28 protein-coding genes and 1 CRISPR repeat array are annotated in these 23,463 nt (G+C 26.5%); of the genes, 17 read left to right on the forward strand and 11 right to left on the reverse strand.

All coding sequences use genetic code 11. The annotated features are described in order from the left end of the window. Nucleotides 1-77 precede the first annotated feature (77 nt). The 14 genes from C7U54_RS02450 (at nt 78) to C7U54_RS02515 (ending at nt 13,760) form a co-directional block, all read left to right on the forward strand. Nucleotides 78-1,289, forward strand: a complete 1,212-nt coding sequence (locus tag C7U54_RS02450) for a CRISPR-associated DxTHG motif protein (protein ID WP_022002447.1) — start codon at nt 78-80, stop codon at nt 1,287-1,289. 1 nt (nt 1,290) lies between these two features. Further along, nucleotides 1,291-3,618, forward strand: a complete 2,328-nt coding sequence (gene cas10, locus C7U54_RS02455) for a type III-A CRISPR-associated protein Cas10/Csm1 (RefSeq protein ID WP_022002448.1) — start codon at nt 1,291-1,293, stop codon at nt 3,616-3,618. Further along, nucleotides 3,619-4,077, forward strand: a complete 459-nt coding sequence (gene csm2 / locus C7U54_RS02460; protein ID WP_022002449.1) for a type III-A CRISPR-associated protein Csm2 — start codon at nt 3,619-3,621, stop codon at nt 4,075-4,077. 2 nt (nt 4,078-4,079) lie between these two features. Next, entirely contained in the window at nt 4,080-4,712 is a 633-nt protein-coding gene (gene csm3 / locus C7U54_RS02465) for a type III-A CRISPR-associated RAMP protein Csm3 (protein WP_022002450.1), read from the forward strand. After that, nucleotides 4,699-5,655, forward strand: coding sequence for a type III-A CRISPR-associated RAMP protein Csm4 (gene csm4 / locus C7U54_RS02470; protein WP_107029183.1), 957 nt, complete (start codon nt 4,699-4,701; stop codon nt 5,653-5,655). The genes csm3 and csm4 overlap by 14 nt, the downstream gene beginning before the upstream one ends. A gap of 12 nt (nt 5,656-5,667) precedes the next feature. Beyond that, nucleotides 5,668-6,813, forward strand: a complete 1,146-nt coding sequence (gene csm5, locus C7U54_RS02475; RefSeq protein WP_107029184.1) for a type III-A CRISPR-associated RAMP protein Csm5 — start codon at nt 5,668-5,670, stop codon at nt 6,811-6,813. Then, a complete protein-coding gene (locus C7U54_RS02480; RefSeq protein WP_107029185.1) occupies nt 6,800-7,516 on the forward strand; it encodes a hypothetical protein in 717 nt (238 codons plus the stop codon). Before csm5 ends, C7U54_RS02480 begins: the two co-directional genes overlap by 14 nt. Then, nucleotides 7,506-8,243, forward strand: coding sequence for a CRISPR-associated endoribonuclease Cas6 (gene cas6 / locus C7U54_RS02485; protein ID WP_022002454.1), 738 nt, complete (start codon nt 7,506-7,508; stop codon nt 8,241-8,243). Before C7U54_RS02480 ends, cas6 begins: the two co-directional genes overlap by 11 nt. Beyond that, nucleotides 8,218-9,204 carry a CRISPR-associated endonuclease Cas1 gene (gene cas1, locus C7U54_RS02490; RefSeq protein ID WP_107029186.1) on the forward strand — a complete coding sequence of 329 codons (987 nt, stop codon included), beginning with the start codon at nt 8,218-8,220 and terminating at the stop codon, nt 9,202-9,204. Before cas6 ends, cas1 begins: the two co-directional genes overlap by 26 nt. Nucleotide 9,205: 1 nt before the next feature. Further along, nucleotides 9,206-9,469, forward strand: coding sequence for a CRISPR-associated endonuclease Cas2 (gene cas2 / locus C7U54_RS02495; RefSeq protein WP_107029187.1), 264 nt, complete (start codon nt 9,206-9,208; stop codon nt 9,467-9,469). Nucleotides 9,470-9,629: 160 nt separating this feature from the next. After that, nucleotides 9,630-10,343: a CRISPR direct-repeat array (repeat unit 31 nt; unit sequence GTTAGATATCATACTTATTAAGGATTAACGC). A gap of 80 nt (nt 10,344-10,423) precedes the next feature. Continuing rightward, entirely contained in the window at nt 10,424-11,263 is an 840-nt protein-coding gene (locus C7U54_RS02500) for an HAD family hydrolase (protein ID WP_107029188.1), read from the forward strand. Between the two features lie 11 nt (nt 11,264-11,274). After that, on the forward strand, nt 11,275-12,114 hold the full coding sequence (locus C7U54_RS02505; protein WP_107029189.1) for an HAD family hydrolase: 840 nt from the start codon (nt 11,275-11,277) through the stop codon (nt 12,112-12,114). Nucleotides 12,115-12,313: 199 nt separating this feature from the next. Further along, on the forward strand, nt 12,314-13,237 hold the full coding sequence (locus tag C7U54_RS02510) for a calcium/sodium antiporter (RefSeq protein ID WP_107029190.1): 924 nt from the start codon (nt 12,314-12,316) through the stop codon (nt 13,235-13,237). Nucleotides 13,238-13,355: 118 nt separating this feature from the next. Continuing rightward, complete coding sequence (locus tag C7U54_RS02515; protein WP_107029191.1) at nt 13,356-13,760, forward strand: C-GCAxxG-C-C family protein; 405 nt, start codon at nt 13,356-13,358, stop codon at nt 13,758-13,760. A gap of 10 nt (nt 13,761-13,770) precedes the next feature. Here C7U54_RS02515 and C7U54_RS02520 read toward each other — a convergent pair whose 3' ends face one another. Next, nucleotides 13,771-14,658, reverse strand: coding sequence for a MurR/RpiR family transcriptional regulator (locus tag C7U54_RS02520; RefSeq protein WP_107029192.1), 888 nt, complete (start codon nt 14,656-14,658; stop codon nt 13,771-13,773). A 46-nt stretch (nt 14,659-14,704) separates the two neighbouring features. On the opposite strand from C7U54_RS02520, the gene C7U54_RS02525 reads away from it, so the two are divergent. Then, nucleotides 14,705-15,868 (forward strand): MFS transporter, encoded by a 1,164-nt coding sequence (locus tag C7U54_RS02525; protein WP_162297482.1) that lies wholly within the window; start codon nt 14,705-14,707, stop codon nt 15,866-15,868. Nucleotides 15,869-15,877: 9 nt separating this feature from the next. Further along, nucleotides 15,878-17,035: an MFS transporter gene (locus C7U54_RS02530; protein ID WP_107029194.1), complete on the forward strand. Its 1,158-nt coding sequence runs from the start codon at nt 15,878-15,880 to the stop codon at nt 17,033-17,035. Between the two features lie 44 nt (nt 17,036-17,079). Here the strand turns inward: C7U54_RS02530 and C7U54_RS02535 are convergent, their stop codons facing one another. From C7U54_RS02535 to C7U54_RS14830, 6 genes are all read right to left on the reverse strand, one after another. Continuing rightward, entirely contained in the window at nt 17,080-17,271 is a 192-nt protein-coding gene (locus C7U54_RS02535) for a hypothetical protein (RefSeq protein WP_107029195.1), read from the reverse strand. 22 nt (nt 17,272-17,293) lie between these two features. Next, on the reverse strand, nt 17,294-17,761 hold the full coding sequence (locus tag C7U54_RS02540; RefSeq protein ID WP_107029196.1) for a hypothetical protein: 468 nt from the start codon (nt 17,759-17,761) through the stop codon (nt 17,294-17,296). Then, nucleotides 17,739-18,224 (reverse strand): hypothetical protein, encoded by a 486-nt coding sequence (locus C7U54_RS02545; RefSeq protein WP_107029197.1) that lies wholly within the window; start codon nt 18,222-18,224, stop codon nt 17,739-17,741. Before C7U54_RS02545 ends, C7U54_RS02540 begins: the two co-directional genes overlap by 23 nt. Before the next feature lie 77 nt (nt 18,225-18,301). After that, complete coding sequence (locus C7U54_RS02550; RefSeq protein WP_107029198.1) at nt 18,302-18,694, reverse strand: arsenate reductase/protein-tyrosine-phosphatase family protein; 393 nt, start codon at nt 18,692-18,694, stop codon at nt 18,302-18,304. A gap of 14 nt (nt 18,695-18,708) precedes the next feature. After that, the gene (locus tag C7U54_RS14825) at nt 18,709-19,032 is read right to left on the reverse strand and encodes a hypothetical protein (RefSeq protein WP_206603575.1); all 324 of its coding nucleotides are present in this window, start codon (nt 19,030-19,032) and stop codon (nt 18,709-18,711) included. Nucleotides 19,033-19,086: 54 nt separating this feature from the next. After that, the gene (locus tag C7U54_RS14830; protein WP_158562957.1) at nt 19,087-19,257 is read right to left on the reverse strand and encodes a hypothetical protein; all 171 of its coding nucleotides are present in this window, start codon (nt 19,255-19,257) and stop codon (nt 19,087-19,089) included. A gap of 58 nt (nt 19,258-19,315) precedes the next feature. Between C7U54_RS14830 and C7U54_RS02560 the strand changes: the two genes are divergently transcribed. Beyond that, the gene (locus tag C7U54_RS02560) at nt 19,316-19,615 is read left to right on the forward strand and encodes an MGMT family protein (protein ID WP_206603576.1); all 300 of its coding nucleotides are present in this window, start codon (nt 19,316-19,318) and stop codon (nt 19,613-19,615) included. Nucleotides 19,616-19,753: 138 nt separating this feature from the next. Here C7U54_RS02560 and C7U54_RS02565 read toward each other — a convergent pair whose 3' ends face one another. The 4 genes from C7U54_RS02565 to C7U54_RS02580 form a co-directional block, all read right to left on the reverse strand. Further along, the gene (locus C7U54_RS02565) at nt 19,754-20,077 is read right to left on the reverse strand and encodes a winged helix-turn-helix transcriptional regulator (protein WP_022002620.1); all 324 of its coding nucleotides are present in this window, start codon (nt 20,075-20,077) and stop codon (nt 19,754-19,756) included. Nucleotides 20,078-20,287: 210 nt separating this feature from the next. Next, the gene (locus C7U54_RS02570; RefSeq protein ID WP_107029200.1) at nt 20,288-21,499 is read right to left on the reverse strand and encodes an ATP-binding protein; all 1,212 of its coding nucleotides are present in this window, start codon (nt 21,497-21,499) and stop codon (nt 20,288-20,290) included. Between the two features lie 168 nt (nt 21,500-21,667). Next, nucleotides 21,668-22,036, reverse strand: coding sequence for an NAD(P)-dependent oxidoreductase (locus C7U54_RS02575; RefSeq protein WP_277737960.1), 369 nt, complete (start codon nt 22,034-22,036; stop codon nt 21,668-21,670). A 22-nt stretch (nt 22,037-22,058) separates the two neighbouring features. Further along, nucleotides 22,059-23,405, reverse strand: coding sequence for an MATE family efflux transporter (locus C7U54_RS02580; protein ID WP_107029202.1), 1,347 nt, complete (start codon nt 23,403-23,405; stop codon nt 22,059-22,061). Between the last annotated feature and the right edge of the window lie 58 nt (nt 23,406-23,463).

Here is a 23,463-nt window from a genome sequence, read left to right on the forward strand (position 1 = left end):
CTATAGAATTTATATGAAAGTGTTTTCAATATACAGTTTTATATATGGTATAATAATATATAAGGAGGCGATTAATTATGCAATACTTTACTTTTTTAGGAGTTGGTACTCTTCCGGAAGGCTATGAAGAGGCGCTTTATTCTTTTGAAGATAACAAAGAAGAAATTCATGCTTCTAAGTACGTTCAGAGCGCTATCATTGAAAAATTTCAATCAGATATTTCTGAAGTATTTGTATTTTGTACCGAGAAGTCATATAGTCTAGGTGCTAGAAACATTAAAAATGAAATAAAAACTAAATTTAATATAGATATTAAATTTATAACTATAAATGAATTCGTAAAAATTGAAGAAATTCTACAAAAAATGAATGAAGTATTAAAAGAAGATTTTATTATTGATGTTACACATAGTTTTAGAAATATTCCAATTTCAGTGACAATGATATCTAATTATTTAGAAGTATCAACTAAAAAACAATTAAAGCATCTATTCTATGGTAATTATAATCGTGAAACTAATGAAGGATTAATTATTGATTTAATTAACCAATATGAAAATTCAAAAATTGCTTCATCATTAATGGCATTCGATCAATTTTTAAAGATATCAGATACATATTTATACAATTTAAATGATAATAAAATAAATAATTTGATGAAAGGCATTTATCAATTTAATCACATGCTAGATTATTGTGAATTTGATAGCTGTGTTCATTCTATTTCTCAAATTTATAATTTCTGCCAATCCATATTAAAAGAAAAAGATAAATATATTCTTCTTACACCATATCTCAAAAGTATACAAAAGAAATTATCAAATATTTATATAGAAAAAAATGATGCTATTAAAAAAATCAAATTTATTAAACTTTTATTAGCTCATAATTCTTTACAAATTGCTATTACGTTTACAGATCAACTAATTAGGGAAGAACTTGTGCATTATTATTATTTTCCAGATAGTAAATCGTTTAAAGAAGAATTATTAAATAAAATTGCTAAAGAATCTGATTTTTATGACTTATCAACAGATCTTTTATTCTTTTTAAATATACGAAATTCATCTAAGAATATAAATTCAAAAGATTATATAGTAAAAATTCGTAATAAAAATAATAATCTCTCAAAAAACACTGACATTCTTGATAAAGATAGCATAAATGATTTTTATTTAAAAATAAGAAATGTTGTTAATCACGGTGGTAAAATTAAACAAAATGTAGATGTGAATAAGATAATTTTAAAATGCCTTGATAGTGTAGAAAAATTTATAAAGGAGGGCTAAAATGAATAATTTAAATATTGCTTATGCAGCTTTGCTTCATGATATTGGGAAATTTTATCAAAGAACTACAAAGATTTCTTTACTAAACTCACAAGAAATTGCATCTACTCCAATACATGCAAATGGCTATCATACACATATTCATAGTGGATATACTGCAAAATTTTTTCATGATTATCTTCATTTGAATGATCAGCTAGAAAAAGCATCTAGTGGACATCATATTAATGAGGTTGATGAATTTGATAGTATTATTCGTGATGCTGATCGAATTGCTTCTAAAATTGATAGAAATGATGAAAACTTTGATTTTGAGGAAAATCATAAAAAAACTAGATATCAATACATTACGTCTAGACTATCATCTATTATGGGAAATATAGATTTTGGACAAACAATTTATGATTCAAAGTTCAAATTAACTAGCATAGATCAATGTATGAACCCGTGTAGAAATAATATTGAACAAAATACAATTGAAAGTATTGAGGAATATAAAAAACTATTCGCTCAATTTATTGAAGAAATAAAATTCGATAATTTATTAATTGGTAAACCAACGCCCTATAAATATCATCGTATGTATTCTTTACTTTATAAATATACAACCTTGATTCCTTCTTCTACATATGAAACAAATAATCAAACTGTAAGTTTATTTGATCATTTAAAACTTACAACAGCTATTGCAAGCTGTTTATCACAAAATAATTGTAATAACTTTTATATGTTAGAATTTGATGTCTCTGGTATTCAAAGTTTTATTTATAAAATTACCGAAGGATCTAAAACTAAAACTAATATTGCCAAATCTTTAAGAGGACGTTCAGCATTTGTTACTCTTATTACTAATGCCATTACATATACAATATTAGATAAATTTAAACTTACACAAGCTAATATCATTTTCAATACTGGTGGAGGAGCATTACTCTTATTACCTTATTTAGATGATACTGAAAAAATCATTCATAATACATTCAATACTATAACAAAAGAACTTTATAAAAGATTTAATACTTCATTATCTGTTGTTTACGCAATTGAGAAAGTTGATAAGTTTGAATTAAGTAATTTCAAAACAGAAAAGGCCCTTGCATTAAAAACAAAATTAGAGGAATATAAATTAAAAAAATTCTATCCTTTAATTAATAATGATTTCTGTGTTGAACATTTAGAAGATAAAGAAATTTGTGAATTATGTGGTCAAAATTATGTAAAAAAAGATCATAAATGTCAAAATTGCTTAGACATTCTAAATATATCTGATTATTACACAAAACACGATAAATTCACTATCCTATACTCTAATTTAGATTATAATAATTGTTTAATGGATTTAGGTTTTATAAAAATTTACTTTTTTGAAAAAATACCTCATGAATTAATTAATAAAAATGACTTTTATTATATAGATGCTGTTAATCATTTTGAAGCTGGAAATGTTAAACTTCTTGCTAACCTTGTTCCAAAAGAAAATAATACTATTTTAAATTTTGAAAATATTACAAAAACATTAGATAAATCTTATGGTGATGAAAAATTAGGAGTTCTTAAAATGGATGTCGATAATCTTGGAGCAATCTTTGCTTTTGGACTTAAACAAGGAAAAAATAATGATGTAACATTGCAACGTTCTTTATCAAAATATTTAACTTTAAGTAGATTTATAGAATTATTCTTTGGATACAAATTAAAACAAATTTGTCTTGATTTAAGTAAAAAACTACAAAATAAAAACGAAAACATCTTTTATATTAATTATGCTGGAGGAGATGATCTTGTTATTTTAGGACCAATTTATGGAATTCTACAATTAGCCAATAAAATACATATTGAATTTAAAGAATTTGTTCAAAATCCTAATATAACATTATCAGCTGGTATACATATTCAAAATCCTAAAAAACCTATACGTTTTGGAATTAAAATGGCAGATAATGCATTAGAAGCCTCAAAATCTTATGTAAAAGATAACCGCTCAAAAAATGCTATTACAATTATGAACAGTACTTTTTCATTCGAAGAATTACCAAATATTTTAAATAAAATAGAGACTTATCGTGGTTATTTAAATGATAAAACAAATCCATTATCTCGTACTGGATTTTATAACATTATGTCCCATATGGATAATAAAACACTAGATGAATACTATTCAACAATTCCTATTATTCAATATTCACTATATAGACAAATCGATAATAGCCATGAGACTTTAAGAAAAAAAATATTACAAGATTTAACAACTCTAAAAACAGACGAAGAAATTAACAAACAAGTAACTATTATGAAACTCGTTATCTTATTTACAAGGGAGGTTAATTAAATGAGTTATAACACTAAACAACATAGATTACCAAACAAACCACCAAAAGAAAGAAATAATATGCCCGAAAAAATAACTATCCCATTATCAGAAAAATACACTAATCCTGCTGAAATATTTCTTGATACTGGAATAGCCTACAAAATAGCAAATAAAATGGGAGATATAGCACCACATCAATTAAGAAAAATTCTAAATGTCTTAAAAGAATCTGTAACAATCGTAAAACGTAATCCAAATAAATTTATTGATGCTAGAAATAAACTTTATTACATTGTTCCCTTAACTGCTTATAACACAGGTAGAAATAAAGGACTTCAAGAATTATATAATTTTGTCTATCAACATATTAATGAAAAAGCTATTCAATCACCAAAAGATATTGAAATATTAGACCAAATTTTTACAAGTATTATTGCTTACCATAAAGTATTAAATCAAAATAAAAAGGAGAAATAAAAATGTTAAAAAAGACTCATAGAATACAACTAAAAATTGAATTATTGTCAGGAATGCATATAACTGGTGGAGATGATACTTTTGATATTGGAGGTGCAGATTCACAAGTTATTAAAAATCCTCTAACTGGTGAACCCTATATACCTGGCAGTACTTTAAAAGGAAAAATTCGCTCTCTTTTAGAATTTAAATATGGAACATTTATAAATAACGAATTAAAACCTGTACCTGAGCATAATCAATTATTAAGCTTATTTGAGCCAAATACAAATGACATTCCACAAATGACTAGAGCTATCTTTAGAGATGCTGTTTTAACAGAATCTAGTAAAATCGAATTACAAACATATTTAGGTGAGCATACATATACTGAAATTAAAGCTGAAAATAAAATTAATAGATTTAAAGGGACGGCTGATGCTCCACGATTTATTGAACGTGTTCCTGCTGGTAGTAAATTTATTGGTTACATAGATTTGCTTGAATTTGATAACGATGATTATCAAACACTTTATAAATATTTAGAAACTGGTGTAAATTTACTTAATTATAATTATATTGGTGGTAGTGGATCACGAGGATATGGGCGTATCCAAATAGAAATGGAAGAGTTGAATAACAATGAAGGAATATAAGTTAGTTTTTAAACCATTATCAACTATTACCAATATTCCAAATGCTCAAACTATTTTTGGAGCAATATGTAATATTATAGTAAATACACAAGGAGAAGAAGCTTTAAATAATTATATTAGTTCATTTAATAATCAACCTCTTTTTATACATTCATCCATGTTTCCATTGAATATGTTACCAATGGTTCACTATAACATTTTTGATATAGATTATATAAATCATAATATTTTAAAAGAAAAAAGTATTGATCAATTATCTTATTTACAAACATTAAAAAATTATAAAAAAATAAATTATACTACAGAATCTATTTTTAATGACTATATTATTAAATCTGATTTCAATAAAATGCGTAATGATTTACTTAATAAAAAAATAAACATTAAAAACTATTGTCTTCAAAAAGCTAGTGAAAATATATTATTTGAACAAACCAAACAACTCAATACACATGTAAGAAAAAAAGATTACTACAACACTTCTATAGGGGATGATAATGCTTTGTATTACGATGATACTATATATACTAATGGATTATTTTATATATTAGTTAAAACAAATGAAAATATTAAAAAAATAAAAGATATATTTTCTTATTCTCATTTTTTCGGTTTTGGACCTCGCCACTCTGTTGGAAAAAACAGTTTTAAATTAATTTCTATAGAAGAAATAAAAAGAAAACCTAATTTAAATAATAAACTTTTGCTTTCTCAATCAGTTTTCGATGAATGCATCAATTTAAGTGAATCAAACTATCAAATTATTTCTAAACAATATCATCCTTCTAAAACATATATAAATAAAGCAACTCATAAAATGAATTTATTTAATGAAGGAAGCTATTTAAAACTAACACAAGATAAAGAATGGATAGGTAAAATTCTATCATTCAATATTGATAAAAAACCATTATACTACTATGGCATTGGCTACATTATATAGGAGGTTAAAAACATGACTTATAAAATATCTATATTAACACCTGTTCATATATCATCAGGCAATAAAAATGCTTGTTTCTTATATCATCCTGATAAAAATGATCACTTTAATTGTTATAGAATAGAAGATTTATTACAATTTATTCCACCTCAAAAATTATTAGAATTACAACCAGATAATGCTAGTAATAATGGTAAAAAAGATATTATCAAGCTATTTAATAATTATGTAAATTATAATCAATTAAAACCTCAGTACTTCTTATTTTATAAATTTAAATCTTTTTCTAAAGATGTCACTGAGCAAGTCAAATCATTAAATAAACCCTATATACCAGGTAGCAGTATAAAGGGTGCAATTATGAATGCAATTATATTTAATCTATTAAATGATAATAAAGAAAAAATAAAAGAATTTCTTATTAATTTTAATAGAAATTTATCTAAAAACTTTGAAAAAGAACTATTGTCTTATCTTTTTGGAAAAGATTTTGAAGAGATATTTAAATTATTTTCTTCTTGTATTTGTTGTGAAGATATATTTTTTGAAACTATGATTCTTTGTGATAGTGATCGCTTAAATATGAAAAAAAGTAATCATAAAAAATCCCAAGAATTTAGTAAATTTGAATGTATTGATAACTTACAAGAAAAAGAAACAAAACTGTTTATGATAGATCAAACTAGACAAAAAGTATTTTTAAATAAATATAGCAACAAAGAAATAATTAAAAAGTTACGTATATTCTTTAATAAAAGAAATATAATTATTGCTTGTAGAAATTATTTTCGAACTATAATAAAAGATGATAAAAAATATTTTATTGAAGATCAATTTGATTATTTCAAAAAATCTGATTTTGAAGGAAGAGGTCAAATTATTGAATTTTTAAATAGTATATCTTTTGATAATAAAGATATATGTTACTTAAGAGTAGGAAATAGCACGAATTACTTTTATAAATCAATTTCTATATTTATTAAAAATAATTTTAATGAATTTTATGATAATAATTTCAGCTTATTCGCTCCAATTAGATTAGGGAAAAAGAATTCTCCTAAAGCAGATACTATGCCTAAAACAAGAATTATTTTTAAATATGATAGTGAATGTTATCTACCAGGATTTATTAAGGTTGAACCCTATGAAGAAAATTGAAATAGAGCTTATTTTACCACAAGGAGCACTTTTTTATCAAAATATTAATTTATTTATCTATAAACAATATATCAACTTTTTATATAAATTGAATTGTTTTGCAGTAGACCAAAAATGTTGCTCCTGTCCTCTTTCTAAAGAGTGTTATTATTATCATTGCACTGGGGAAAATTTTAAATATTATCCTAATATTTTAATAGAAAACCCTATTTTTACACAAGCTATTTTTCAAAAAGAAGAAGTATTAAAAATATCATTTTTTATAATTGGTGAAGATATTAAACATATGAATTATATTAAACTCTTTTTTCAATCCTATCTTAATCAAAAAATTCAAGGATATTTCTTTTATTTAAAAAATATAAACATGATAGATTGTAATCAAAAAAATATCAGTTTAAATCATATAATGATTTCTTCTTGCATTAAAACAACTCATTTTACTGATGAATATAATCAAATGATCAATTATTACAATAAACATTATTTAACTCAATACAATAATTTATCTAATTATATGGTAGATATTAAAAACATTAAACATAGTCAACAAGAAGGTATTCAATTTAAAACAAAGAAAATAGTACCTAGAGGATTTACATATCATATATCGTTTAATGAAGATATTAATATACCTTTAGATATTTTATATATTGGTATTGGACATTTCAATTTTATAGGAGGTGGAGAACTTGAGACTTAAAATACAACTATCTTATAATAATTTTACGGTTCCTATGAGTTATCAAAGCATTCTACAAGGTGTTATTTATTCATTATTATCTAAAGATGAATTAGGAGATTTTTACCATAATGATGGATATCATTATGATAAAAAAACATTTAAATGTTTTACATTTAGTCAACTATTTGGAAAATATAAAATTGAAAATAAACATTTAATTTTTGATGATGATTTTTATTTCTATATTAGTTCTTTAGATGAAAAATTTTTAAAACATATATATAAAACAATTCTTTTAAATAACTCATTATTAATTAATAAACAACAAGTAAAAATTAAAAATATATCTATTCTTAATTTACAACCTTTTATAGGAACAAAAAAAATATGTATTGAAACATTATCTCCTATGCTTATCTATTCAACAAAAGATAATTATTCAACATATTACAGACCTTCAGATAAAGAAAGTCTTAATTTTATTATTAACAATATTCAAGATAAGTGCCTTGCTTACCATTATCCAATAAAAGAATTAGTATTTAAAATTGATTATATAATATATGAAAAAAGAAGAATGATGAAATTTAAAAACTGCTTCTATGAATGTTTTATGACAAAATTAGAAATTGAAACAAATTTTGAAACATTATCACTTATTTATAACTGTGGGCTTTCAAGTAAAAATTCATGTGGTTTTGGCATGATAGATATTGCACATGAAAAAAGTAATATATCTTTATAAAAGTGGCCAATTATTATGTAAAGATTATTCCTTAATATTAAAAGATAAAAAAGATTATGTCTCTTACATTCCTATTGAACAAATAGATACGCTTATTTGTTTTGGAGAGATTTCAATAAATAAACGCACTTTGTCATTATTAAATAAACATAATATAGTTATTCTATTTTTTAATTTTTATGGTCAATATATTGGAAGATTTACACCTAAACAATATTTAGATGGCAAAATACTAATTAATCAAATTCACATCTTTGAAAATGAAACAATACGATACCATATAGCAAGAACTATGATTATCTCATCATTAAAAAATTGTTTGGCCCTGTTGAAATATTATAATAAAAAGCAATTTCCTTTATTAGACAATATTATTGAAATAGAATCTATTATCAAAGAATGTAATAATAAATCAGTAACTGAACTTCTATTATTAGAAGCTCAAGCAAAGAAAATATATTTTAATAGCTTTGATATTATTCTAGAAAAAGAAAAGTATCATTTTATAAAAAGAACAAAGAATCCTCCTCTAAATGAAATAAATGCTTTATTGAGCTATGGATATTCTTTACTTTACGCTAATTATATATCTGTTATAGATAGGAGTCGTCTTTACTCACAAATTTCATTTGTTCACAGTTTAACTAAATGTAGTGAGTCTTTACAATTTGATTTAGCCGATATATTAAAACCAGTATTGGTTGATAGACTTGTTCTTAGTCTTTGTAGACATAAATTATTAAAAGATGAATATTTTGATTACAAAAGTGATAGATGTTATCTCAACAAAGAAGGTGTTAAATTCTTTGTTGAAAAATATGAAAATTATCTTTTAAAAACAATTAAAATAAACAATAAATACTATTCATATAGAAATCTTATATCTCGTGAAGTTCACTTGCTTTCTAATTACATCGCTAATGAATCAAATGATTATAAATCATATATTATGAAGTGGTAAAATGTATATTATTTGTACTTATGATGTAAAAAGCAAGAACTGTCCGAAGTTTATGAAGTTATTAAGAAGATATCTTTTTCATGTTCAAGAATCTGTATTTGAAGGTGAACTTACACCAGCAGCATATAAAAAATTAACTAAAGAATTAGAAAAAATTATTACAGATGATGATCATGTAGCAATCTATTATTCATATAATTCTAAAATGATTAAGAAACAAGAAATCGGTAATTCTATTGATAAAACACGTTTCATAATAGATTAATATCGACTATCCCCTAATTACTATAAGAATTTCATTACAAAAAACTTATATTTTTGATAGATAGTCGATATTTTTAATCATTTTTCTTCTTATTTTTACATATTTTTAGTATATTAACAAATCAATTTATATTATTCATTAAATATGTTAATATTTCATTGTTAGATATCATACTTATTAAGGATTAACGCTCATCATATATAAGTTGTTCGTTAATTACCTTGTTTTCGTTAGATATCATACTTATTAAGGATTAACGCCATATAAAGCCCCTGCAAATCCTATACTTGCTAAAATTGTTAGATATCATACTTATTAAGGATTAACGCTTATGCCCCTTTCTCAATTCTTTCTTGATTTGTTCTAGTTAGATATCATACTTATTAAGGATTAACGCTGTTGCTAATAATATTTCCTTATTTAAGTTTGCTTCGTTAGATATCATACTTATTAAGGATTAACGCATTATCGGCGCTTGATTGTACTTTTCTTAATTTCTTTTGTTAGATATCATACTTATTAAGGATTAACGCTATTTTTACTTTTCATATATTCATACTCTTTTTCTTTGTTAGATATCATACTTATTAAGGATTGACGCAATTTCTATTGAGCCGTCGAATTCATCAATAACTTCAGTTAGATATCATACTTATTAAGGATTAACGCACTGGTTCAAGAGCTTGTTTTAATTTACTTATTGTTCGTTAGATATCATACTTATTAAGGATTAACGCCAATTTTATTTTCATCTCAGATGTTTCTCCTTACATTCGTTAGATATCATACTTATTAAGGATTAACGCTCACCATCATTGACTAGCTGCTTTACTTCTTCTAGCGGTTAGATATCATACTTATTAAGGCTTATTTTTATTTCTATCTAATAATGAAAAAACTATATTTTATGTTCTTCTTTTAGTACAATGAAGTTATAAGAAAAAGGAGAAAAGTATGAGTAAAATTGTATTTTTAGATGTTGATGGAACTTTAATTGACTATGAAACAAAGTTACCTGATTCAGCAAGAAAAGCTGTTGATCAAGCCAGAGCTCATGGACATAAAGTCTATATTTGTACAGGTTGTTCTAAAGATGAAATCTTACAAAGAAATCTATGCGAGCTAGATGGGATGATTTTAGGAAATGGAACATACGTGGAAGATCATGATCATGTTATTATGCATCAAGCGATGCCTTTAGAAGAAGTAAAAAAGGTGGTTCATTGGTGTCAAGAAAGAAATCTTGCTTTTTACTTAGAAACAAATAGTGGGGTTTATTGTAATGATCAAATGATTAAAGATGGACCAGCTGTCATGATTAAATACGGTCAAGGTAAAGGTGCAGATCTTTCAAATGCAACAGAAAAGGCAAAAAGCTTTATTGATTCTTTTACGTTAATTCATGGAGATGAATTTTATCGTGAAGATGTTAATAAAATAGACTTTATTATTCGTGATTATCAAGATCATTTAGATGCAATTACTGCCTTTCCTCATTTAGCACATAATACTTGGGGAGGAAAAGGGGAACTTGCATTATTTAGTGATTTGGGTCCTACAGGAATTAATAAAAAACATGCCATCGAAGTGTTGTTGGATTATTTAAAATTGGGTAAAGAAGATACGATTTCTTTTGGTGATGCTAAAGTTGATTTATCGATGTTTGAATGTTGTGGTTTCAATGTTGCTATGGGTAATGGTGGACCAGAGATCAAAGAGGCCGCTGATTATATTACCGATGATGTAAATGATGATGGTTTATATAATGCTTTTAAATATTTAAAATTAATTTAAGGAGAGAACTTATGAGTAAAATTGTATTTTTAGATGTCGATGGGACATTAATTGATTATGAAGCAAAATTACCTGCTTCAGCCGCAAAAGCTGTTGATCAAGCTAGAGCCAATGGACATAAAGTGTATATTTGTACAGGTTGTTCGAAAGCTGAAATTCTACAAAGAAATTTGTGTGATTTAGATGGTATGATTGGTGGAAATGGTGCTTATGTTGAAGATAACGGACATGTTGTTATGCATCAAGGATTATCTAAAGAAGATGTAAAAAATATTGTTGATTGGTGTAATGAAAGACATATTGGTTTTTATTTAGAAGCTAATAGTGGTATGTATTGTAATGATTATATGTTAGAACAAGGACCTGAAACCATGGTAAAATACGCTAAAGGCAAAGGGGCAAGCTTAGAGAATGCCAAAAGTTCTGCTCAACATTTTATTGATGGTTTCATTCATTTACAAGGGGATGAGTTATACCGTGACGATGTTAATAAAATCAGTTTCATTTTAAGAACATATCAAGATCATTTAGATTCTAAAGTAGACTTCCCTCATTTAGTTGCGAATACTTGGGGAGGTAAAGGAGAAGTTGCATTATTTGGTGATTTAGGACCTACAGGTATTACTAAAAGACATGCTATTGAAGTTCTATTAGATTATTTACATGCAGATGCTAAAGATACGATTTCTTTTGGTGATGCTAAAATTGACTTATCGATGTTTGAATGTTGCGCTTATAATGTTGCGATGGGTAATGGTGGCTTTGAAATTAAAGAAGCCGCTGATTATATTACTGATGATGTAAATGAAGATGGTTTATACAATGCCTTTAAATATTTAAAATTAATTTAAAGTTGCTTAAATTAATTTTATTTGATAGAATGACCTCATAAAAGGGAGTAGCTTGCCAAGCACTTGGTTCACTTCTTCGTCAGTACAGTTATAAAATTTATAACTCGGAAAGTGATTGAATAGCGAGACTTTTACTGCAATGCAGTAGGAGTCCGCTTTTTTTATACCTACTGCAAAATATAAGGAAGGAGTAATCGTTATGATTCAACAAGTTATTATTTTATTAGTAGGTTTTATTTTTCTAGTAAAAGGAGCTGATTGGTTTGTAGAAGGGGCGGCAAGCATTGCTAGAAAACTGGGTATTCCCCAACTAATCATCGGTCTTACAATTGTTGCTATGGGAACCAGTATGCCTGAAGCTGCTGTAAGTATTACGGCTGCCTTACAACAAAATGCAGGGATTACTATTGGGAATGTGGTAGGTAGTAATATCTTAAATATTTTTATTATTTTAGGAATTACAGCCTTGATCACCAATGTAAAAATACAAAAATCAACCATTCGTTATGAAATTCCCTTTATGATTTTTATAACAATCATTCTCATGATCTGTGGTATGACGGATATGAAAATTACTTTTATTGAAGGTATTTTCCTTTGGATTCTTTTTATTGCTTATCTTGTTTATTTATTTATCATGGCAAAAAATGGTGAAACTCAAGAAGAAGAAAAAGATATTCCTGTTTGGAAATGTCTTATATTCATCCTTATTGGAGGAATCTTAGCTGTTAAAGGAAGTGATTTTGCAGTAAGTGGAGCTAGTGCTATTGCTCGTTATTTTGGGATGAGTGAACGATTTATTGGTTTAACTATTGTTGCTTTTGGAACTTCACTGCCCGAACTTGTTACATCAGTCACTGCAGCAAAACGTGGTAATGCTGGAATTGCGATTGGTAATATTGTAGGAAGTAATATTTTTAATATTCTTTTTGTTATTGGGACAACTTCTCTAATTTGTAATGTTCCTTTTGAAAGTAAATTTTTGGTTGATACAATCATTGCAATTATTGCTGGTTTAATTCTATGGTTTGGTACAATGAAACATCAAGAATTAAGGAAACCTTGTGGTATTGTTATGCTTCTTTGTTATATGTTTTATTTCATTTACTTATGCCTTATGTAAATCTTATTTACAAAAAAATAAATTAAATATTTCTTAAATGTAAATGGTGCTCCATTTACATTTTTTTATATTTCAAAAACAAATAAAATCAATAAACTAGTAAACGAGGTGAGAAGTGATGAGTCAAAGAGAAGAAAAAGTATTATCTTTACATACGCATGGTTATAACTGTGCTCAAGCTTTAATTTGTAGCTATCAAGATATTTTACCCTTTGAAGAAAAAGAACTCTTCAAACTTACAGAAGGACTTGGAAGAGGCGTTGCTGGTTTAGAAGAAATGTGTTGTATTCCTATTTTAATTGCTATGATCTATTCTTGTTTGAAAACATGTGATGGAAATGTAGAAAATCCTCAGTCTAAACTTAAAAGTTATGCTTGTGGTAAATGTTTAGCTATGGATTTTAAAGAACAGGCAGGAAGTTTATGTTGCCATACTCTTTTAAAGGAAAATAAAGAGAAGAAAAGATGCTGTAGTGATTTATTAAAAATGGGAATTGCTATTTTGGATGATTGTTTGAAATAAAAAAGAAGAACTAATCTTCTTTAAGTTCTTCAATAATTTCATTATCTATTTTACGATTTGTTTCTACTCTTCTAGCAACCTTAATTTTATAGTCTAAATTTGCTTGATAATTCAAAGAAAACAAACATGAATAAAGAATATTTAAAACAATATTCATAGATTCCAAAGAAGTAAATCCTGCAATTTTAGAAAATGATTTTTCTCGAGTAGAAATATTTAAAGAAACATCCGCTAAATCAGAAAGTCTATTTTTACCAAGACTTGTAATAGCGATAATAGGTACATTATTCTCCTTTAAATATTGTGCAGTTTTTAAAAGAGTAGGGGTTTCTCCTGAATAAGATAAACAAATAGCACATTCATTACTGGTTGTCATAATAGCATCTTGAAATTGATTATCTTGAACAGGTTCAATATAGGCTCTTTTATGAATACGATTAAGTTTGAATACAAATTCTTCACCAATAAAATTTAAATTAGCTACCGCAAATACTTTAATAACATCTGCTTTTGCCATAATACGCAAAGCTTTTTGTAAAGTATCATGTTGAATAAGTGATGCCGTATCTTTAGCACTTTCAATATGTAATTGTGTTATTTTATGAGCAATTTGCATCATTGTATCTTGATTTGTAAAAGGAAAGTTAGGATCTATTTCTTGAAAATGATTATTTAAATAGATGACTTCATCTAAAAAAGATTCTTTAAAATCTGACCATCCTTGAAAACCTAGTTTATGGGCAATTCGAATGATGGTAGAAGGGGCTGTATAGGTTTCATCACCTATCATTTTAGTAGAATAGTCTTTTATTTGTTCTTGTTTTTCTAATATGAAATCAATGATTGTTTTTTCATTATACGAGAAAATATCTTGTTTCATTTGTTCTTGTAAAAGCATGTCATCACCTCTTTATTTATTATATAAAAAATTAAGGGAGGAAAAAATGGATTTATTAAAACATTATAAAAATAGTTATTTAAGTTATTTCTTAATGTATTTTTTCTTTTTTTTCAGTCTTGCTTTCTTTTCAGGATTTCTATCTGTTTATTTAATGGATCAAGGCTTTAGTGCTTCACAAGTAAGTTTTGTTGTTTCTTGTTCATTTATTTTATCTGTGATCGTTCAACCTTTTATTGGTAAATTAAATGATGTTTATGAATCAAAATATGTTAATGGTGTTTTATTATTAATTGCAGGCCTTTTAGGAATTGTCTTTATGTTCTTAAAAAATATTTATTTAATTGCACTTGTTTATAGTCTTGTTTTATCAATTACCAATGGAACAAATCCAATCATTGAAAGAATGGCTGTTCTATCAAGATTCAAATATGGTTCTATTCGTGTGTGGGCTACCATTGGCTATGCCGTTGCGACAATTATATCAGGATATATTTATAAAAACATTGGAGCTTATAGTCTTTATGTTTTCTTTGCGATAGGAGAACTTTTATGTGTTATAGGTCTATTAGGTACGCAAAGTATTCTACCTCCTGTTGAAAAGATAAATGAAAAGATTTCGATGTCATCCGTTTTTAAGATTAAACATATTCCTTATTATTTAATTATTGTTTGCTTATTTTATGGTATTACCAATGTTCATCATCTTTATTTACCAGCTATGTTAAAACAGAGTGGATTACCAATCAATAACGTCTCAAATGTTATCTTTGTTTCTACTTTATCAGAAGTTCCTGTAACCTTATTATCTCATTTTTATATGAATCGTTTTTCAAATAAACAATTATTAATGAGTGTTTTTATTTTACTATGCATTCAATTTTTTACTTTTAGTTTTCTATCATCACTTATTATCCAAATCATGATTGTTTTTCTTACAAAAACAGTTGCTACTATGGCTTTTGTAATGATTAATTTAAGAATTATTTCAACCATTGTTGATAATGCTAGACAAAACACCGCTTTGTCTCTTGTTTCAGCTTGTAAAAGCTTTGCATCTATTGTCTTTCAAATGCTTGCTGGTTATTTGATTGATTTTACAGGTTATCAAATGTTTTATTTTGTTTTATTTATTTGTAGTGTTATTGGTATTGTCCTTGTTTTCTTTTTTAAAGTACCAACCAATAAAGATTTAAAAGTATTTCATTAGGAGGATTTTATGTTAGAACGTTATAAAAATAGTTATTTATGTTATTTTCTCATGTATAATTTCTATTATTTATCATGGGCTATCTTCTCTGCTTTAATTTCTATTTATTTATTAGATAAAGGTTTTAAAGCAAGTGAAGTTTCTTTAGTTGTTTCTACTTCTTTTTTAACATCTATGATATTTCAACCAGTGATTGGTATGTTTAGTGATCGTTATGATGTTAAAAAAGTCAACTTTGTTTTATTTACTTTAGCAGGTATTGGTGGTCTTGCCTTTATGTTTGCTTCTTCTTTAATAACCATTACAATTGGTTATAGTTTTGTATTAACTTTAATTAATGGTACAAATCCTGTTATGGAAAAGATTGCATCCTCTTCTCCATATCAATATGGAAAAATAAGAATTTGGGGAACCATTGGATATGCTACTGGTTCATGGCTTGCAGGAATGATTTATCAACTTATTTCACCATCAGCCATCTTTATTTGTTTTATCATTACAATGATTCTTTGTATCATTGGCCTACTAGGTACCCAAACACCTAGTGAACTTGGTCAAAACAATGAAGAAAAAACAAAAACAAGTACACTCTTTCATAACTATAAATACCTATATTATTTAATCATTGCTGCTATTTTCCAAGGAATTACAAATATGGCTAATACTTATATTCCAGCTATGTTTCAAAATGATGGTTTAAAAGTAAGTCTTGTTTCTACTATTTTATCTTTTGCTGTCTTATGTGAAGCACCTCTAGTTTTATTTTCACATAAATTCATGGATAAACTTACTAACAAAAGATTACTTATCATTGCTTATAGTATGATTACTATTCAATTTTTATGTTATGCCTTAAATGTTTGGTTACCACTTAAAGTCATTATTACTTTAATTACAAAACATCCTTCAGGTATGTTATTTATTATGATTAATTTAAAAATTGTTAGTACACTTGTTCCTAAAGAACATCAAATTACAGCACTTGCTTTTGTACAAACTTTAAGAAATCTAAGTTCTATTATTTTTCAAAACATTGCAGGACAAATACTTGATATTTCTTCTTATCAAATCCTATTTGCTTTATCATTAATTGTTATTGTAGTAAGTTTTGTTCTTGTTATCCTCTTTAAAGTTCCTTCTGGAAAAGATCAAAAACTCTTTAATTAAAAATCGAGGACAATGCTTAGCATTGTCCCCTTTATTCAAATAATTTAATTCTTATTCTTTAAATCATTATTAAATACATCTTCTAATTCTAATTCTAATACTTCATCTTCAGGAATTTCTAAAAAAGCTATCGCTTCTTTAAAAGACATTTTGAGTTTTGTCATAATACTTTTGATATTTCTAACTCTCTCACTTTTTATTGCTTCTAATTCTAAAATTTCACCTAAATTACACATATCCACTCTCATAAAACATGCACTATGCTTGAAAATAAGGCATAATTTCTTGTCTTTCTTTTTCTGTTAGTTTTAAAATATCCATGGCTTTTTCAAGTGAACAATGAAATTCATCAATAATATTTCTTACATGTTCTACATCCTTTCTTTTGCTTTCTTCTTGTCTTGCTTCTAATTCCAATGCTTCTCCTAAATTACACATATCTCTCATCCTTTCTTTAAATTCTTCATCATCTAAGCCATATTCTTTTATTACTTCATTCTTTTCTTGATAATTCAATGTATTATTCAATAATGCACCTATAGGCATTAGTATTTCATCATAGCTTTCATACTTATCATTAGGACTATGCCCTTTGCTTAAGTATATCATAAGTTGTTCTTCTTTATCATAACTTTCTCTTTTTTCTTGATAATTTCCACTTAAATGATTTTCTGCTATTTTGAGTTGATTGATGCAGCCATCTTTACTCTTTGTAGCTTGTGGCATGATCCAAAATGAATACACTTTTTTTCATTCCATCATAGTTTTCGCTATCATATTCTCTTCCCCATTGACTGGAAATCATTCTTGAACTATAGGCAATGCTTCTTGTGACAAGATGATATTTTGTATAAGGATTGTTTTGGATTTCAATATTGATGTAGACTCTTTTGGTTGATTGATCTATTTGTGGTAAATCGATATAGAAATAAATATCATAGCACATTAAGCCCTCATCCTTGATAAAAGCTTCTTTATCCATTAAATAAAAATGAGGATTGCCGATTTTATCACCAATACGAACTCCTTTAATCAATTTTTTTATTTCATCTAATGAAAGATACTTTGCTTCTTCAACAAAATAAGAAATGATTCTTGCAAGCATATACGGATGTCCTATCAGCATTTTACAATACTGATCATACATGATTGTTTTATTAGAGCTTGTTATAAAATTTAATTGTTGCATAAGTAGTTCCTCCTACTATATATATCGTTTATTTTTTTACTTTTTTCTTCAAAAAAATAAAAAAACTTACGAATTTTTTATTTCGTAAGTTCTTCTTTAAGTTTTAATATTTTCTCTTCGATTTCATGAATCACTTTTATAAATTCTTGATCCTCTTTTCCCGTTGGATCATCAAGTTGCCAATTATCATCAAATTCTTTACCAACAAAAGGACAACCAACATTACATCCCATTGATATTAGCATATCTGCTTGAGGTATTTCATTGATCAACTTTGGATGTTGTGTCTTTTCCATATCTATTCCATACAAATTTTTCATTAAACGAACAGCGTCTAGATTTATTTGATTTTTGATTTCACTTCCTGCTGAATAGCTTTCAAAAACATCACTTGCAAGATGTTTTCCTAAAGCTTCAGCAATTTGACTTCTACAAGAATTGTGAACACATATAAATGCAACTTTTTTCATTACTTTAAATCCTCTTATTTAATACTTTTAACTAATTGAATAACTTCACCTAATTTTGAAGATTCTTTTATACTTCCTTTATCTTCCATATTAGGAACACAAATAATACCAAGATCTTCCCATTTTAAATAAGATGTCATGGCTTTATATTGACTTATCGCTGCATCAAAAACATGATCAGCTCCAGCATCTAATAATAAAGCTGTTTGGTGGAAATGAAACCCTGTGCTTCCACCTGCATACATACGATCAATGACAGTTTTTAATTGAGCAGTCATATCAAACCAATAGATGGTGATGCAAAAATCATAATATCTGCTTCTTTTAAATGTGTCCATACTTGTTCCATATCATCTTTTTGAACACATTCTCCTTGATGTGACCAACAATACTTACATCCTAAGCATCATTGATACAATATTTAATTTAACAACATCATGACCTTTAACATTTTCCATAAATGTATTAATCATAATTTCTGTATTTCCACCTCTACGTGGACTTACATTTAATAAAACAATTTTCACATTTACTTCTTCCTTTTCCTTAAATAATACTAACATAAATTGATTATCTTTCATTCATTTTTTATAATAAATTAAAGGAAAAGGAATGATCATTATGAATGAAGAATTAATTTATCAAGTATTAGAAACAGTAGGAGAAATACCTAAAGGATGTGTGGCAACATATAAACAAATTGCTTGTTTAATTGGTAGAGAAAAAAATAGTCGTTTAGTAGGTAAAATACTAGCAAATGCCTCATATTATGGACATTATCCTTGTCATCGTGTCGTTAATTTTCAAGGAAGACTTGTTCCTGGTTGGTTTGAACAAAAAGAATTATTAAAAAAAGAAGGAATTACTTTTAAAGATGATCATCATGTTGATTTAAAAAAACATCAATGGAAAATAAAATAAAAATCTAATATTTGATGAAATTCATCAAATATTAGATTTTTATATACAAAATTATTTTTAATCATATATAATTGTATTGCACCTTTTCTTTTAATTTAGCTTGAACAACTTTATTAAAAAAGGTGCTTTTTTTATACCCTAAATACTTTCCTTATATTCCTTTCCCCATTGTTCCATTACAGAAATCACAGGTCTCATTGATTCTCCTAAATCTGTTAAACTATATTCTACACGTGGTGGTACTTCAGGATAAGCCACACGTTCTACAATTCCATCATCAACCATTGATTTTAAAGACTCCGTCAATACCTTTTGAGAAATATCAGGTAATGATTTCTTTAACTGTCCAAAACGTTTTGTCCCCGTTAATAAATCTCTTAAAATCAACAATTTCCATTTACTTCCTATCAAAGAAACAGTTGTTGCTACAGGACATTCAGGTAAGTTTTCTTTCTTAATCATAAACTCATCTCCTCATCGCATTGTTAATGATTTACTACTTTTATTGTAACATAGATATACATTTCTAGAAAGTTTAGCAGTTTTAAATAAAATATTCTAGTAAGTTAACAATCGTAATCTATAGAAGTTAAGTAAAATGTAGGAATAACAAATTTAATGCTTTAATTATAATTAGAAAAAACAGATGATTCCATGTGTAGTCATCTGTTTTTAATATTCCTTACTTAATAAGAAATCTGTTATATGCATTGTTTTAATTCCTTGATAATTACCACCTGCAAAATCATCTGTTAAAACCACATATTTAGGATAATTATCTTTAATTTCTAATAATTGTTCATATTCCCTTTTTTGTGTTTTTTCAGATTTAATTTCTTGTGTCACTTGAACATAAATTTTCTCATTTTGTTTTGTTGCAACAAAATCAATTTCTTTATCTTTATACTTTCCAATACAAACATCATACCCTCTTCTTTTAAGTTCTAAATAAACAATATTTTCCAATGATGATGCTACGCTATCTATTGTATATCCTAAAACAGCATATCTTAAAGAAATATCAGCTAAATAAAATTTCTCTTGTGTTTTTAAAATAGATTTCCCTTGTAAATCATAACGTGAACATCTATGAAGAATATAAGCTTTTTGCAGTTTTTCTAAATATCTATAAACTGTTTCGTTATCTATTTTTCTTTGCTCAGACTTTAAATAATTTGAAATTGACTTAGCAGAAAAAGTATTACCAACGTTATTAAAAGTATATTTTACCACTCTTTCTAACTGATCTATTTTCTTTACCTGATTTCGACGAACGATATCTGAAAATATTGTGGAATTATAAATATCTCTAACAATCGTATAGACTTCATCTTGTGAGTATTCTTGTAAATGTGTCGCAGGGAAACCACCTAAACGTACATATTGATTAAACTCTTGTTTAATATCATAAATTGTTGAATAGCTTTTTTTAAACGTTAAATATTCATCAAAAGATAATGTATAAATATGAAATGTAACATACCTTCCTGTTAAATATGTTGATATTTCTGAAGACATCATTCTAGAATTTGAACCTGTTATATAAATATCAACATCATAATCAGAAGCGAGTGTATTTACTACTTTTTCCCAACCATTTATTTCTTGAATTTCATCTAAGAATAAATATGTTTTTTTAGTATTTAAAATCTTTGTTTTTAATTCTTGATAAAGCTCTTTTGATGTCATATCTTCATATTCCATTGAATCAAAACGATAACTCAAAATTTGTTCATCAGTAATATGGTGTTCTTCTTTTAATTTTTTTTGGATCATCTTTAATATTGTTGATTTACCACATCTTCTTACACCTGTTAATATCTTAACAAAAGGTGTATCAACAAAAGGCATTATTTTATTTAAATAAAGCGGTCTTTCTATCATATTATCACCTCATTTTATATAGATTTTATCGCAAAAATACATAGTGTTCAATGGTTTTGCGGTTTTAAACCGCAAAACTATATTATTTTATAAATTATTGCAGTTATATTATAGATTTTATTATTATGATTATTAAATTATTACTTATTTTTTTACAACTTTAATTTTCTATATGCATATATTTGATAAATATTCACAAATATCCAACCGATGCCACAACCTAAAGCCACAGAATTGATGAATAAGTAAATAAGATAAAATAACACGTAATGTAACATGCATCGTTGTTCCTTTAAAAGGGACATCTACTTTACCGATTCCTCGATAGAATCCTACAAAAGCATTTCCTATAAAGCAGAAAATATAGAAAAGACAAACTACAAACATATAATTAGTTAATGGATAATGCAAAGAAATATAATCACTATTCTTTAATAAAGTATCCAATGATACATAATGAATTCCATCATGATCTTCTCTAGACGTTCTTGTATACACCATAATATCCATATCTAACGCCTGAGCAATTTTTATCACATTTTTCCTATATGCCCAGCTCCTACCCAATATTAAAAGAAAGCAATTCCTTTTTTTTACGCCTATAATAAATTAATCCTATTAAATCTGCAAGTGCCCATCCAATAGGAACAGACCACCAAATACCAGTAACACCAATCGCTGGAATTGCGGATAAAACATAAGCTAACACAACACGTGTCCCTAAAGAAAATATTGTAAGAATGACACTCATACCAGGTTTACCTAAAGCACGATACAAACCATACAACAAAAACAAACAACCAATTCCACAATAAAAAGCACCTTCAATTTTTAAATACTTGACACCTTCCATAATAATTTCTGTTTCTTTTGCATCTATAAAAATAGTCATTAAATTTTTAGCAAAAATACATACAATAGTTGAAATAATTATGCAAAATCCCATAGAAAGACAAACTGCTGATTTTAATCCTGATTGAATACGCATTTTTTCTTTTGCACCATAGTTTTGAGCAATAAAAGTAGAAAATGCATTCCCAAAATCTTGTACTGGCATATATGCAAAAGCATCAATTTTAACAGCAGCAGCAAATGCTGCCATAACCACAGTTCCAAAACTATTTACTAACCCTTGTACCATTAAAATACCTAAATTCATTACTGATTGTTGAATACATGTAAGAACTGAAAATGAGATTACTTTATGAACCCTCTTTAAATGAAAATATTGTAATTTTGTAATTGCTCGTACCTGTATATTTTTTATAAGTGAGTAAATACTGATGCCAATACCTGAAAGATATTGGGAAATCACCGTAGCAATAGCTGCACCTTCAACTCCTAATTTTAATACAATGACAAAAAATAAATCTAATGCAATATTAAGTATTGCCGAAACAGCTAAAAATATAAGTGGCGTCATTGAATTACCAATAGCTCTTAAATAAGAAGCAAAATAGTTATATAAAAAAATAGCTGGTATTCCTATAAAAATAACAATAAGATAGCCTTTCATATCTTCCCACACTTCATATGGAACATGTAAAAAAACAGAAAGCTGATTAAGAAAAATATAAGATATTACTGTTAGTATAAACGTGATGAGTGCAATAAAGAAAAATGATGCACATACATCTTCCTGTAATCCTTTTTCATCTTTTTGTCCATATCTAATTGAAAACAACGCTCCACTTCCCATACATAAACCAAGGATTATAGATGTTATAAATGTCATTAAGGTAAACGATGAGCCAACACTTGCTAGAGCATTTTTTCCAAGAAATTGACCAACAATCAATGTATCAACAATGTTATAACATTGTTGAAGTAAATCACCTAAAATCATTGGAATTGAAAAAAGAAGCATAGACTTTAAAACTGAACCTTTTGTTAAATCTCTATTCATCTTTTATATTCCTTTCGTAATATTCATCTTACGTTTTGTAAGTATTATAATTAAATAT

The sequence above is a fragment of the Faecalibacillus intestinalis genome, from assembly GCF_003024685.1.
GTDB classification, from domain to species: Bacteria; Bacillota_I; Bacilli_A; order Erysipelotrichales; family Coprobacillaceae; genus Faecalibacillus; species Faecalibacillus intestinalis.